This is a genomic window from Pseudonocardia sp. McavD-2-B (assembly GCF_024124365.1).
Lineage (GTDB): Bacteria > Actinomycetota > Actinomycetes > Mycobacteriales > Pseudonocardiaceae > Pseudonocardia > Pseudonocardia alni.
In genome coordinates this window covers 1-12,702 of sequence record NZ_JAMXSG010000164.1, presented here as the reverse complement: position 1 = coordinate 12,702, position 12,702 = coordinate 1, and the positions used below count along the sequence as shown (strand labels likewise).

Here is a 12,702-nt window from a genome sequence, read left to right as displayed (position 1 = left end):
GGTCGCCGACCTGGGGGGCCGGGTCGTCGTCGCCGACGTCTCCGAGGCCGGCGCCGCGGAGACCGTCGACCTGGTGACCCGGCGGCACGGGCCCGGGCGCGCGGTGGCCGCGGTCGTCGACGTCGCCGACGAGGCCGCCGTCGCCGCCCTCGCCGAGCGGGTCGCGGCCGAGCACGGGGTGCCCGACCTCGTCGTCAACAACGCCGGGATCGCCGTCGCCGGATCGTTCGCCGACACCACGGCGCAGGAGTGGCAGCGGATCGTCGACGTGAACCTGTGGGGCGTCGTGCACGGCTGCCGGCACTTCGGCGCGCTGCTCGCCGCGCACGGCGAGGGCGGCACGATCGTCAACACCGCCTCGGCGGCGGCGTACCTCCCGTCGCGCTCGCTGCCGGCCTACGCCACGACCAAGGCGGCGGTGCTGATGCTGTCGCAGTGCCTGCGCGCCGAGCTGGCGGGCGCCGGGGTGGGGGTCACCGCGCTGTGCCCCGGGTTCGTCGACACCCCGATCACCGGGGCGACCCGCTTCGCCGGTACCGACGACGCCACCCAGGCCGTCCGCCGCCGCGACGCCGCGGCCGCGTACACCCGGCGCGGGTACACCCCGCAGCGCGTCGCCGCCCGGCTGGTCCGCGCCGTCGAGCGGGACCTGCCGATCGCCCCGGTCACCGCCGAGGCGCACGTCGGGCTGCTCGCGTCCCGGCTGTCCCCCGGCCTCGTCCGCGCGCTCGCCCGCGTCGACGGCACCCGCTGAGTACGAGAGGAGCGTCCACGATGACCGCCGACCCGACCGAGGACCGGATCGCACTCCAGGCCCGCGACGTCCGTTTCGACTTCACCGAGCTGCGGACCGACTGGATCCCCGGCGAGCCGTTCGCCTCGCACCTGATCGACGTGCTGCACCTGCTGCTGCCCGAGGGCGAGCGCTGGTTCGTGGACGTCTTCTCCCGCGCGCTACCGATGGTCCGTGACGAGGCGCTGGCCGAGGACGTGCGCGGGTTCATCGGCCAGGAGGCCGTGCACGCGACCTCGCACCAGGGCGCGCTGGACCACCTCGTCGAGGCGGGCGTCGACGTGACCCGCTTCGTCGAGCAGGTCGAGTGGATCTTCAAGGAGCTGCTCGGCGACCGCGGTCTGACCGGCGACGCGGCCCGGGAGTGGCTGGTGGAGCGGGTCGGGCTGATCGCGGCGATCGAGCACTTCACCGCCGTCCTCGGCTCCTGGATCCTCGACTCCGCCGCGCTGGACGCGGCCGGGGCCGACCCGCACATGCTGGACATGCTGCGCTGGCACGGTGCCGAGGAGGTCGAGCACCGCAACGTCGCGCACGACCTCTACACCCACCTCGACGGCCGCTGGCTGCGCCGGATCCGGGCGATGGCGGTGGCCGGCCCGGCGCTGGCGAAGCTGTGGGTCGACGGCACCCGGCACCTGTGCGCCCGCGACCCGCACCTGCGCGGGACACCGCAGCGCCGGGCCCGGCTGCGCGACTACCTGCGGGACTCCCGGCGCGGGCTGGTGCCCGGGCCGTGGCTGTTCGCCCGCGCCGTCCTGACCTACCTCAGCCCGCGGTTCCACCCGGCCGCGCACGGCGACACCGACGCCGCGGTGGCCTACCTCGCGGTCTCCCCCGCCGCCCGCGCCGCCGAGGCGGGCCACGCCGGCCCGGCCGAGGGGTCCGCGGCATGAGTCCCGCGCTGCTGCCCGGCACGGGCTCGACCGCGCCGCCGCCGCACCCGAACCGCGGGGCCACCGCGCTGTCGGTGCTCACCGCCGTGACCCAGACCCTCGCGACGGCCGGTGCCCGGCGCCGCCGCCCGGTCGCCCCGGTGGACCGCACGCTGCTCGTCGAGGTGCACGCCGTGCGCCGTCCCTGCCCCGACGTCGCCGAGCTCGACCTCGTCCCGGCGGGCGCCGAGCCGCTTCCGGGCTGGCGGCCGGGCGCGCACGTCGACGTCGAGCTGCCCTCGGGGGTCATGCGCCAGTACTCGCTGTGCGGCGCCCCGGGCGACCGGTCGGTGTACCGGATCGCGGTACGGCAGGTGCCCGGGGGCACCGGCTCGCACGAGATGCACGCCCTGCGCCCCGGGGTGCGGCTGCGGCTGCACGGCCCGCGCAACGCCTTCCCGCTGGCCACGGCGCCGTCGTACCTGTTCGTCGCCGGCGGCATCGGGATCACCCCGATCGCGCCGATGGTCCGGGCCGCGCACGCCGCCGGGGTGCCGTGGCGGCTGGTGCACACCGGCCGGGACCGGGCGTCGATGCCACTGTCGGACGCACTGGCCGTGCTGGCCCCGGACCGGGTCCTGCGCCGCCCCGACGACGTCGCGGGTGTCCCGTCGGCGGCCGAGCTGCTGTCCGGGACCGACGCCGACGCCGCCGTCTACTGCTGCGGCCCGCCGCCGATGATCGAGTCGCTGCGCCGGGCGCTCCCCGCAGGGCAGCGGTTCCACTCCGAGCGGTTCTCCCCACCCCCGATCCGCGACGGCCGCCCGTTCACCGTCCGGATCGCCGGTGGCCCGGACGTCGCGGTCCCCGCCGACCGCACCGCGCTGGACGCGGTCCGCGCGCTGCGCCCGGACGTGCCGTACTCGTGCCGGCAGGGGTTCTGCGGGACCTGCCACGTCCGGCTCGTGGAGGGCACCACCGTGGGCGACCCGGCCGGGCCGGGTCTGACCGCGCTGTGTGTCGGGCGGGCCACGGACGGGACGATCGTCGTCGATCTCGGGCGCTGAGGCGTGGGGTCCGTACCCTCGTCGGTGATGACCTCACCCGCACGTCCACCCCGGCGTATGACGCCCGAGGCCCGCCGCGCACAGCTCGTGTCCGCCGCGCTCGACCTCTACGGCGCCCGCTCGCCGGAGGAGGTGGCCGTCGAGGACGTCACCCGGGCCGCGGACGTGTCCCGGGCGCTGTTCTACCGGTACTTCTCCGGGATGGAGGAGCTGCACGTGGCGGCGCTGGGCAGCGTCGCCGAGGAGCTCATCGACCGGGTCGCGCTGCCCACCGACGGCCCGCTGGACGGGCAGCTGGCCGACGCGCTGGACGTGTTCCTCGACGTCGTCGGCCGGCACTCGCGGGCCTACATCGCGCTGCTGCGCAGCGGTTCGGTCGTCTCCACCGGGGAGACCGACGCCATGGTCGACGGCGTGCGCGACCACATCGTGGACCTGCTGTGCGTGCGCGGCGGCGTCCCCGACCCGACCCCGCTGCAGCTGATGACCCTGCGCGGCTGGGTCGCGCTGGTCGAGGGCTCGGTGCTGGTGTGGCTGGAGGCGGGCCGGGTGCCCGCCCACGCCGAGCTGCGGGACTGGCTGGTGGAGCAGCTGTTCGCGATGCTCGGGGTCACCGTGGCCCGCGATCCGGACGCTCAGTTCTCCACGACGCCGAGCGCGTTGGGCACCAGCCGGTAGGCGTCCTCGGACGGGCTGTTCACGACCTGGTCGCGGAACACCATCGTCGAGGAGCCGCCGCCGTCGAGGTTGACGCCGTCGACGGCGCCCGCCCGGCGCAACTGCTCGGCGGTCTCGGCCAGGGTGATCCCGACCGAGGTCGACTCGCGGCCGTCGGCGGTGAGCAGGATCAGCCGCCCCTGCGCGGTGAGGCCCGCGGCGCTGCGCGGGTCGCGCGAGCGGGCGTCCAACCCGGCGACGGGTGTGCCGTCGCGCAGGATCGGTGACGCCCCGACCGCGGTCCGCGGCACGGTCCCCGACGCGGCGGTGAGCGCCTGCCGCACGGTGACACGGTCGCCGACGGCAAGCCCGCGCAGCGCGGCGGCGCCCTGGTCGCGGCCGGCGAGGACCTGTTCCCCGGCCGGGATCGCTCCCCCGCCGGGCGGGCCGACGGCGGTGACCGCGCCGTCGCGGAGCACGACCTCGAACCGGTCCGGTGCGCACGGCGCGTCCCGGTCGGTGTCGCTGCCGCACAGCGTGGCGGCCCGGTCGCCCGCCCAGTCGGAGGTGAACAGCCCGATCCCGCCGACGGGCACGGCGTAGGCGTTGAGGGTGTCGATGCGCAGGCGGCCCTCCGGCCCGGTCGCGGACGCGTCGAGGGTGAGCCGGTCCAGGCGGGGGGTGCCGTCGTCGTCGATCGCGAGGACGTCGCCCTGCTGGGCGCCGGGGACGCCCGGGGCGAGCCGCCGCCCGGGCGGCACGGCGGAGGTGAGTGCCCGGCCGTCGCGGACCGAGGGGCCGGCCGGGGCGTTGCTGCGGGCCAGGTCGAAGAAGTCGCCGTTGATCGCGGCGACGGCGCCGCCGCGCCGGGCGTGCGCGGGCACCGACGACCGCTCCCCGACCGTTGCGCCGGTGAGCAGGGTGGCGCGCAGCTCGGACCGGTTCAGGTCGGCGACGACGATGTCGACGGTCACCGGCCCGGCCGGGGTGCCGACCCGCTCCTCGCGATGGGTGATCGCGGGGGCCTGGGGGGCCGGGGCGACGGGCGCCGCGGCCGGGCCCGGGGCGGCACCGGGTGCGGCGGACCCGGCCCCTGCCGCGGGCGATGCCGCGGACGCGGTGGCCGCGACGGGGTGCGCCTCCCGGACGGGGGCCGCGGACGCCTGCTGGGTGGCCGGTACCAGTACCCCGATCACGACCGCCGCCGCCACCGCCGCGCCCCGGCTGCCCGTCCACCCCACCATGCCCGCACTCCCCCGATCGCCACCCCGGCCGGGACCGAGATGAACACGGCGGTACGGCGACGGCGCGGGGCGTCACGCGTCGGTGGTGCAGTGCCACCTGGTCGGGGTCGCGACGTCCCTCTGCGGGGTGGCCCTGCACCGCGGAACGCGACCGTCGGCACCACGATCACCGGGAGTGGGGCGGCCGGGTGCGGGGGCTGCTCCCCGCGCTCCGCTCCCGGTGGTCATGGCGTGGCGTCAATGCGTACGGTGCGCCGCCCCGGGGTGGTCCTTCGCGAGCCGGGCGCCGTCGCCGGTGCCGTAGCGCTCGCGCAGGGTGGGGCCGCCCGCGTCGGCGGCGGCGGGCATCCGGCCGCGGCGGCGCAGCTCGGGCACGACGTGGGTGACGACGTCGGCCATCGTCCCCGGGGTGACGGCGTAGGCCAGGTTGAAGCCGTCGAGGTCGGCCTCGTCGGCCCAGCGCTCCAGCTCGTCGGCGACACCCGCCCCCGACCCGACGAGGAGCGGCCCGCGCCCGCCGACGGTGATGAACTCCGCGAGCTCCCCCACCGTCCAGTCGCGGTCCGGCCCGGTGAACGACGCCAGCGCCGAGCGGGTCGCGTCGGTCTGCACGTACTCGAGCTTCTGCTCCGGCGAGGCCCCCGCCAGGTCGACGCCGGACCAGCCGCCGAACAGCGCCAGCGCCGCGGACGGGTCGGTCAGCTCCAGGTACTCGGCCAGCGTCGCGCGGGCGGCCGCGTCGGTCTCCCCGGCGATCGCGGTGAGCATGGCGAAGACCTTCACCGAGCGCGGGTCCCGCCCGGCGCGGGCGGCCTCGGCACGCACGGCGTCGACCGAGCGGCGGACCACCGCGGGCGACGGGCCGGACACGAACACGGCCTCGGCGTGGGTGCCGGCGAACCGGGCACCGCGCGGCGACGCGCCCGCCTGGAAGATCACTGGGGTGCGCTGCGGGGACGGCTCGGACAGGAACGGGCCGGGCACGTCGAACCAGCGGCCGTGGTGGGCGATGTCGTGCACCCGGTCCGGCTCGGTGAACACGCCGCGGGCACGGTCGCGGACCACGGCGTCGTCGTCCCAGGAGCCCTCCCACAGCTTGTAGCAGACCTCCAGGAACTCCTCGGCGAGCTCGTAGCGCTCGTCGTGCGGGATCTGCCCGGACCGGCCGAGGTTGCGCGCCGCGGAGTCCAGGTAGGACGTGACGACGTTCCACGCGACCCGGCCGCGGGTGAGGTGGTCGAGGGTGGTGAGCCGCCGCGCCAGCGCGTAGGGGTGCTCGTAGGCGACCGAGACGGTCACCCCGAACCCGAGCCGCGAGGTCACCCCCGCCATCGCGGGGACGAGCAGCAGCGGGTCGGCGAGCGGGACCTGCGCGGCGGCGCGGACGGCGGCGTCACGGGAGCCGCCGTAGACGTCGTAGACGCCGAGGACGTCGGCGAGGAACAGCGCGTCGAAACCGCCGTCCTCCAGCATGCGGGCCAGCGAGGTCCAGTGGTCGAGGTCGGTGTAGCGGTGCCCCTCGTCGGACGGGTGGCGCCACAGCCCGGCGGACTGGTGGCCCACACAGGCCATGTCGAAGGCGTTGAGCAGGATGCGGCCGGTCATGCCGACACCTTCTCCCGGGCGGTGCGCAGCCCGCCCCGGTGGGTCTCGGGGAGCAGGACGGTGGAGACGACGCAGATCGCGAACAGCACCCCGAAGTACCCCCAGATCAGCCACGGGCTCCCGCCGCCGGCGTAGAGCAGCGCGGTGGCGACCAGCGGCGTCGTGCCGCCGATGACCGACCCGATCTGGTAGCCCAGCGACGCCCCGCTGTAGCGCAGCCGGGTGTCGAACAGCTCGCCGTACCAGGCCGCCTGCGGGCCGTACATCGCGTCGTGGAAGAGGTTGACCAGCACCACCATGCCGACCACGACCAGCACGGTGGACCCGGTGTCGAGCAGCAGGAAGAAGGCCCCGAGGAACAGCGGCGCCCCGATCGCGCCGGCCAGGTAGACCGGCTTGCGGCCGACCCGGTCGGACAGGACCGCCCACAACGGCGTCGAGGACAGCCCGATCGCCGACGCGATGATCACCGCGGTCAGACCGGCGCCCTCGGCGGCGCCCGAGTCGCCTTGGGCCAGGTAGGTCAGCGCGAACGTCGTCGCCAGGATGTAGACGGAGTTCTGGGCGATCCGGCTGCCGACGGTCAGCAGCACGGTGCGCCAGTCGGTGCGCAGCACCTCCAGCACCGGGCGGCGGGACAGCGTCCCGGCGTCGCGGGCGGCGGTGAACACCGCGGGGTCGGCGAGGGTGAGCCGGATGGCCAGCCCCACCACGACGAGCACCGCGCTGAGCAGGAACGGGATCCGCCAGGCCCCGGCGAGGAACGCCTCCTTGCCCGCGATCGCGAGCACCGCGGTGTAGACACCCGACGCGAGCAGCATCCCGGCCGAGGAGCCGATCTGCGGGAAGCTGCCGAACAGGCCGCGTCGGCGCTCGGTCTCGGCGTGCTCGACGGCCATGAGCACCGCACCGGCCCACTCCGCGCCCACGGCGAGCCCCTGGGCCAGGCGCAGCACCACGAGCAGCACCGGGGCCAGCAGCCCGACGGTCGGGTAGGTCGGCAGCAGCCCGATGAACGTCGTCGCGACGCCCATCAGCACCAGCGACCCGACCAGGACGGCGCGGCGGCCGATCCGGTCCCCCAGGTGCCCGGCGACGACGGCGCCGATCGGCCGCGCCCCGAACCCGGCGGCGTAGGTCGCGAACGAGGCGAGCACTCCGGTCGCCGGGTCGGCGTCGGTGAAGAACAGCGGGGCGAACACCAGCGCCGCGGCGGTGGCGTAGAGGTAGAAGTCGTACCACTCGATGGTGGTCCCGACGAGGCTCGCGACGGCGGCACGGCGCGGCGTGGCACCGGACGTCGGGGCGGGATCGGACACGGCGGAGCTGGACACGGGACCTGCCGGTGGGTGAGGCGGAGCGGGGAGTCGGTGCGCGGGGCCGGGGTCAGCGACAGGCGTGCGACGACAGGCGGCCGTGGTCCAGCCACCGCCGGCGGGTCAGCTCCGAGTGCTCCACACCGCCCACCCGAACAGACGACACCCGCCCGGCGCAACGGAGCGGGACCGGGGTCACCCCCGCCCGGCCACCCGGGCATGCAGCCGGACCCACTGCCCCGCGTCGAGGTCACGTGGCAGTGCCCGCGGCCCGAGACCGCACTCGCGCGCCCAGTCCCGGGCGAGGGCGCGGCCGAACCGCCGCCCGACGACGTCGACGACCCCGCGGCCGCGGCCGGTGAACACCGCGTCGACCATCCGGTGGTGGTCCCGGGGCCGGGCGTCGAGCAGCGGCACGTCGCGGCGGGCGATCTCCAGCACCCCGCCGTCGACGGCCGGGACCGGCCGGAACGCCCGGGCCGGGACACGGTCGTGCAGGGTGAAGGTGAACCACGGCCACCAGCGGGCGGTGAGCGCGCTGGTGCCGCCGACCGCCGCCCGCTTGCGCGCCACCTCCCACTGCACCAGCAGCAGCGCGTGCGCCCAGCGCGGGGCGCCCAGCAGACGTCGCAGCAGCGGGGTGGTCACCGCGTACGGGACGTTGGACACCACGTCGACGGGCCGGTCCAGGCGGGCGTCGAGCAGGTCGCCGTGGACGACGGTGACGGCGTCGCCGAACCGCCGTCGCAGCCGGGCCACCCGGTGCGGGTCGAGTTCGACCGCGGTCAGCGGCCTGCCGGGCAGCCGCAGCAGCGCGGCGGTCAGCGCGCCGTCGCCGGGGCCCAGCTCCAGCAGCGGCCGGGGCGGGTACCCGGCGACGACGGCGGCCAGCGCGGCCGGGACGGAGGCGTCGACGAGGAAGTTCTGACCGTGCTCATGACGGCCGAGCGGGCGGGGCAGGGGGGATCGCACAGGAGGCTCCCGGGGTGGGAGCCGGGGGCGCGGCGGGGCGCCGCCCGGCAGGGGTACGAGGACCGGCTGCTCGGACGGCGGCGCCAGGAGATCGGCAGGGATCAGGTGTGGCGCCGCCGTCGGGCGACGCGCAGGCGTATCGAGGCCACGGGGCGACGGTAGGGGCGACGGGGTCGCCGGCGCACCCGGATTTCAGTCCGTCAGGTCGGCGGGCGGCGCGGGCCAGTGCGGCAGGACGTGGCCGGGGTAGTCGTCGGAGACGGTGTCGGGGAAGGCGGGCGGGCGCTTCTCCAGGAACGAGGTGACACCCTCGGCGACGTCGCGGCCCTGCCCGAGGTGCGCGATCGCGGCCGAGTCGGCGCGGTGGGCGTCCCACGGGCTGGGCGCGCCGAGCATCCCCCACAGCAGCTGGCGGGTCAGCGCGACCGACACCGCGGAGGTGTTGTCGGCGATCTCGCGGGCGATCGCGTACGCCGCGCCGAGCAACTCGTCGTCGGGCAGGACACGGGACACCAGCCGGCCGTCGAGGGCCTCGGCGGCGTCGAACACCCGGCCGGTCGCGGCCCACTCCATCGCCCGGGAGACGCCGACGATCCGGGGCAGGAACCAGCTCGACGCGGCCTCGGGGACGAGCCCGCGGCGGGCGAACACGAACCCGAACCGGGCCGAGGCGCCGGCCAGCCGGATGTCGGCGGGCAGCGTCATCGTCGCCCCGATGCCGACCGCGGGCCCGTTGACGGCGGCGATCACCGGGGTGCGCAGCGCCGCCATCCGCATGGTCACGGTGCCGCCGCCGTCGCGGACGACGCCGCCGATGGTGCCGACGCCCGCCCGGTCGGCGGCGCGCTGCGGGTCGGTGGGGTCGAACGACGCCCCGCCGCGGCCCAGGTCGGCACCGGCGCAGAAGCCGCGGCCGCGGCCGGTGAGCACGATCGCGCGGACGGCGTCGTCGGCGTCGGCGCGGTCGTAGGCGGCGATCAGCTCGCGGGCCATCGTCGGGGTGAACGCGTTGAGGCGGTCCGGGCGGTCGAGGGTGATCGTGGCGACCCGGTCGTCGACGTCGTAGGAGATCTGGGTGAAGGCGGGAGCGTCGGTGCTCATGATCGGCGAGTCTGCCCCGCCCCGCGCCCGGGCGACAGTGCCCGCGGCGCCCGCAGCCCGTCCGCAAGTGGGCTGCAAGCGGCCGGGCGCACGGTGGTCCCGCCGCGCCGGACCGACCGGACGCGCCCCTCCGGAAGGACCCACCGTGACCGTGCAGGACGCCCCCACCACCCCCACCACCCCGGCCGTCCCCGCCGTCGACCCCGCCCGGCGACGCCTGGTCGTGGGCGGCGGCGTGATGCTGCTCGCCTCCGCCGTGCTCTCGCTCGCCGGTGGCGTCGCCCACCCCGTCGTCGACGGGAACGCCCACTCCGTCGCCTCCCTGCTCGCCCCCGGCTCGCCGTGGGCGCAGCTGTCGATCTACGCCGGCGCGCTCGCGCTGATGATGGGCCTGCCCGCGGCCTGGGGCTGGTTCGCCCCGCGGGCCGGTGTGCTCGGCACGCTCGGGTTCGGCCTGTACTTCCTGGGCAACGCGCTGAGCGCGCAGGGCCACCTCGTCGTCGAGGGGCTGGTGGCGCCCGCGATCGCCCGTGCCGCCCCGGAGCTGGTCCCCGACGACGGAAGCATCCTCGCCGCCCCCGGTTTCGCGCTGCTGCAGATGGTCGGCGGGCTGGTGTTCCTGGCCGGGCTGGCGCTCACGGGTGTGGCACTGCTGCGCACCGCCGGGGTGCCGCGCTGGATCGGCGCGGCCGCGCTGGCCGGGGCGCTGCTGCTGTTCGTGCCGCTGCCGGAGGCCCCGGTGCTCAGCGGGCTGCACGTGGAGCTGCTGCGCGGGATCGCCGTCGCCGGGCTCGGGGTCGTCATGATCCGTGAGGTGCGGGCCGCCCGGTGAGGCCCGCCGCGTCATCCGGCGGTCGCGAACCGCCGGGTGCGCACCGTCACGCCGCCGTCCGGGCGGCCGCCCGCGATGGCCGCCGCCCGGATGCAGGCGTGCGTCCACATGTTGAACTGCACCTCCTTGGCCACCCGCAGGGTGTTGTAGAGCACGTGCGACAGCCGGTCCCCCGGCCGCGCCCAGGACTCGATGTCGAAGCGCAGCTTCGCCGGGTCCGCCGGGTCGTACCGGGTGCGGAAGTCGATCCGGCCGGCCTCCAGGTGCCCGGCCAGGGTCACGAAGGAGAACTCCGTCGGCCCGGCGGCGGCCACCCGCACCGGGCCGTCCCACGGCCCGGGCATACGGATCAGGAACTCGTCGCCGACCGCCATCCCGCCGGGCTCACCACGGGTGCGGCGGAACACCGCGAACTCCGGTGACCAGCGGTCGGGGTCCGCGGGGAGACGCGTCATGAGCTCCTCGGGGCTCAGCCGGGACCCGCGGATGCGCACGCTGTAGCGCCGGTGCAGCAGGGTCCCGACCCCGTCCGACGGGCGCTGGACGTCGTCGCCCTCGGCGCCCTGCGGCGAGGCGGGCGGCAGGTCCCCCAGGTCCCCGACGACGTCGCTGCGGTGGATCGGTGTGGTGCGCCAGAAGTAGCGCCACGACACCAGCGCCAGGCCCACCGGCCAGCGCAGCACCGCCGACACCCGCCGGGACCGCCGGTCCCCCGTCACCGGGGTGGACCGATCTCTCGTCGTGGCCGTCCTGGAAGTCCGCACGGCGTGGACATACCCCCTCTGCGGGATTACATCCGCCGGGAGCGGGGAAGGAACCGCCATGACGGTCGGACGTGTCCTGCACCGGGTCGGGTTGCGCGGTGCCCAGCTCCAGTGGTTCTCCCTCGGCTCGGTGGGCTTCTCCATCGCGCTGTGGCTGCGCGCGAAGACCGTGGACCAGGACGAGCGCGGCAACGCCGAACGCCGCGCCGTCTTCGTCGGCCTGTGGCCGTCGATGTTCTGGCTGATCGGCGACTCGATGCGGCGCGAGGAGAAGGGCCGTCGGTCCTGAAGCGCCCCGCCCCCGGGGACCGTCGCGCCGACCTGGACGGGCTCGCCGCACGCGGCGTGAACTTCGACGACGCCGAGACCCCCACCGACACCCGTGACCCGCGCTGGCACGTCGACCACGGCCGGGCCCTGGTCGGCACCGAGCCGCCCGGCGACCCGGTCCCCGACGGGCCGTGGGAACGTGCCTGCGCGGTGCTGCGCGACTACCAGTTCACCGCCCCGAACCGGCTGCGCGGTGTGTTCCGCCCGTCCGACCCGCTGCTGGGGCGGGACATGCTGCTGGAGGGCCGGTTCGGGCCGATGCGCTTCCACCTCGGCGTCCGCGTGACCGGTCTCGTCGACGAGACCGTCGACGGCCGGCGTGTCTGGGGCTGGACCTACGAGACCCTGCACGGGCACCTGGAGGAGGGCCGGCTCACCTATGAGGTGGTCAAGGACCTCGCGACCGGCGACGTCGAGTTCGTCATCCGCGCGTTCTCCCGGCCCGCGCACATCCCGAACCCCCTGTTCCGGCTCGGCTTCGGGTTGTTCGGCCGCGCGGTGCAGCTGGAGTTCTACCATCGGGCCGGGCAGCGGCTCCGCGAGCTCGTGGCCGACGCGGCGGCGGGCAGGCCGCTGCCGCAGCCGCTGCCGGGTGCCGACGGCGTGACCGTCGCCCCGCAGAACGGCGGACGGCACTGGACGGACCCGTTCGCCGTGCTCGTCCGGCATCCGGGTGTCTGACCCGGGTGCGCGATCCGAGAAGGGGGAACGTCCGATGGACGACCGGATCCGGCGTCCGAACCCGTTCCGCTGGGTGGCCTACGCCTTCGGTGCCCGGCTGCCGGATCGGAACCGGCGCTGGGTGCTGCACGACGTCACGACCCGCACCTGGGTGCTGCGCCACTTCCTCCGTACGACGGTCCAGCTGATCCCGCTGCTGGCCCTGCTGTTCCTGGTGGTGCCCGGCCCGGCGTGGGTGCGACTGGGCGCCATCGCCTCCGGCGCGGTGATCGGCTACTTCTACTCGATGGTCTACGTGGTCGAGGCGTGCGAGACCCGGGTGATGAAGGCCGGCTACCCGGTGGGGGCGGCCGCGTCGACCCGGGAGGCGCGGCGCGCCGAACAGCACGTCGACGCCCGGCTGCGCCACGACCGGGAGTTCGGGGCGGACCGCGACCGGGGCGACCGCCGGGGCTGAGCACCCCC

The 12,702-nt window shown here is 76.2% G+C and carries 14 protein-coding genes; 8 read left to right on the top strand and 6 right to left on the bottom strand.

Going from position 1 to position 12,702, the window contains the following annotated elements:
• From NH602_RS19980 to NH602_RS19965, 4 genes are all read left to right on the top strand, one after another.
• Positions 1–754 (top strand): SDR family NAD(P)-dependent oxidoreductase (locus NH602_RS19980; protein WP_253068596.1); only part of this gene is annotated, 754 nt, incomplete at its 5' end.
• Between the two features lie 20 nt (positions 755–774).
• Positions 775–1,689 carry a metal-dependent hydrolase gene (locus NH602_RS19975; RefSeq protein ID WP_100878187.1) on the top strand — a complete coding sequence of 305 codons (915 nt, stop codon included), beginning with the start codon at positions 775–777 and terminating at the stop codon, positions 1,687–1,689.
• The gene (locus NH602_RS19970) at positions 1,686–2,735 is read left to right on the top strand and encodes a PDR/VanB family oxidoreductase (RefSeq protein ID WP_253068595.1); all 1,050 of its coding nucleotides are present in this window, start codon (positions 1,686–1,688) and stop codon (positions 2,733–2,735) included. The genes NH602_RS19975 and NH602_RS19970 overlap by 4 nt, the downstream gene beginning before the upstream one ends.
• 27 nt (positions 2,736–2,762) lie before the next feature.
• Entirely contained in the window at positions 2,763–3,413 is a 651-nt protein-coding gene (locus NH602_RS19965; RefSeq protein ID WP_246352729.1) for a TetR/AcrR family transcriptional regulator, read from the top strand.
• Here the strand turns inward: NH602_RS19965 and NH602_RS19960 are convergent.
• From NH602_RS19960 to NH602_RS19940, 5 genes are all read right to left on the bottom strand, one after another.
• On the bottom strand, positions 3,371–4,636 hold the full coding sequence (locus NH602_RS19960) for a phosphodiester glycosidase family protein (protein WP_253068594.1): 1,266 nt from the start codon (positions 4,634–4,636) through the stop codon (positions 3,371–3,373). The two genes, NH602_RS19965 and NH602_RS19960, sit on opposite strands and share 43 nt — an antisense overlap.
• Positions 4,637–4,873: 237 nt before the next feature.
• A complete protein-coding gene (locus NH602_RS19955) occupies positions 4,874–6,241 on the bottom strand; it encodes an LLM class flavin-dependent oxidoreductase (protein ID WP_073574331.1) in 1,368 nt (455 codons plus the stop codon).
• On the bottom strand, positions 6,238–7,575 hold the full coding sequence (locus NH602_RS19950; RefSeq protein WP_253068593.1) for an MFS transporter: 1,338 nt from the start codon (positions 7,573–7,575) through the stop codon (positions 6,238–6,240). Before NH602_RS19950 ends, NH602_RS19955 begins: the two co-directional genes overlap by 4 nt.
• Before the next feature lie 177 nt (positions 7,576–7,752).
• Positions 7,753–8,517, bottom strand: a complete 765-nt coding sequence (erm, locus tag NH602_RS19945; RefSeq protein WP_100880561.1) for a 23S ribosomal RNA methyltransferase Erm — start codon at positions 8,515–8,517, stop codon at positions 7,753–7,755.
• Between the two features lie 204 nt (positions 8,518–8,721).
• A complete protein-coding gene (locus tag NH602_RS19940; protein ID WP_179762304.1) occupies positions 8,722–9,630 on the bottom strand; it encodes an enoyl-CoA hydratase-related protein in 909 nt (302 codons plus the stop codon).
• 145 nt (positions 9,631–9,775) lie between these two features.
• On the opposite strand from NH602_RS19940, the gene NH602_RS19935 reads away from it, so the two are divergent.
• Positions 9,776–10,462, top strand: coding sequence for a hypothetical protein (locus NH602_RS19935; RefSeq protein ID WP_253068592.1), 687 nt, complete (start codon positions 9,776–9,778; stop codon positions 10,460–10,462).
• A gap of 11 nt (positions 10,463–10,473) precedes the next feature.
• Here NH602_RS19935 and NH602_RS19930 read toward each other — a convergent pair whose 3' ends face one another.
• Entirely contained in the window at positions 10,474–11,181 is a 708-nt protein-coding gene (locus NH602_RS19930) for a DUF1990 family protein (RefSeq protein WP_253068591.1), read from the bottom strand.
• A 103-nt stretch (positions 11,182–11,284) separates the two neighbouring features.
• Here NH602_RS19930 and NH602_RS19925 point away from each other — a divergent pair, with 103 nt between their 5' ends.
• Genes NH602_RS19925 through NH602_RS19915 form a run of 3 tightly spaced genes read left to right on the top strand, consistent with a single transcriptional unit; the run spans position 11,285 to position 12,694 of the window.
• The gene (locus NH602_RS19925; protein ID WP_062403384.1) at positions 11,285–11,515 is read left to right on the top strand and encodes a hypothetical protein; all 231 of its coding nucleotides are present in this window, start codon (positions 11,285–11,287) and stop codon (positions 11,513–11,515) included.
• Positions 11,516–11,571: 56 nt separating this feature from the next.
• The gene (locus NH602_RS19920; RefSeq protein ID WP_253068590.1) at positions 11,572–12,237 is read left to right on the top strand and encodes a DUF1990 family protein; all 666 of its coding nucleotides are present in this window, start codon (positions 11,572–11,574) and stop codon (positions 12,235–12,237) included.
• A 34-nt stretch (positions 12,238–12,271) separates the two neighbouring features.
• Positions 12,272–12,694, top strand: coding sequence for a DUF5313 family protein (locus NH602_RS19915; RefSeq protein WP_253068589.1), 423 nt, complete (start codon positions 12,272–12,274; stop codon positions 12,692–12,694).
• Positions 12,695–12,702 lie beyond the last annotated feature (8 nt).

Coding starts and splice junctions, on each gene's coding strand:
- NH602_RS19975 (WP_100878187.1), top strand. CDS start 775: ATGACCGCCGACCCGACCGAGGACCGGATCGCACTCCAGGCCCGCGAC.
- NH602_RS19970 (WP_253068595.1), top strand. CDS start 1,686: ATGAGTCCCGCGCTGCTGCCCGGCACGGGCTCGACCGCGCCGCCGCCG.
- NH602_RS19965 (WP_246352729.1), top strand. CDS start 2,763: ATGACCTCACCCGCACGTCCACCCCGGCGTATGACGCCCGAGGCCCGC.
- NH602_RS19960 (WP_253068594.1), bottom strand. CDS start 4,636: ATGGTGGGGTGGACGGGCAGCCGGGGCGCGGCGGTGGCGGCGGCGGTC.
- NH602_RS19955 (WP_073574331.1), bottom strand. CDS start 6,241: ATGACCGGCCGCATCCTGCTCAACGCCTTCGACATGGCCTGTGTGGGC.
- NH602_RS19940 (WP_179762304.1), bottom strand. CDS start 9,630: ATGAGCACCGACGCTCCCGCCTTCACCCAGATCTCCTACGACGTCGAC.
- NH602_RS19925 (WP_062403384.1), top strand. CDS start 11,285: ATGACGGTCGGACGTGTCCTGCACCGGGTCGGGTTGCGCGGTGCCCAG.
- NH602_RS19915 (WP_253068589.1), top strand. CDS start 12,272: ATGGACGACCGGATCCGGCGTCCGAACCCGTTCCGCTGGGTGGCCTAC.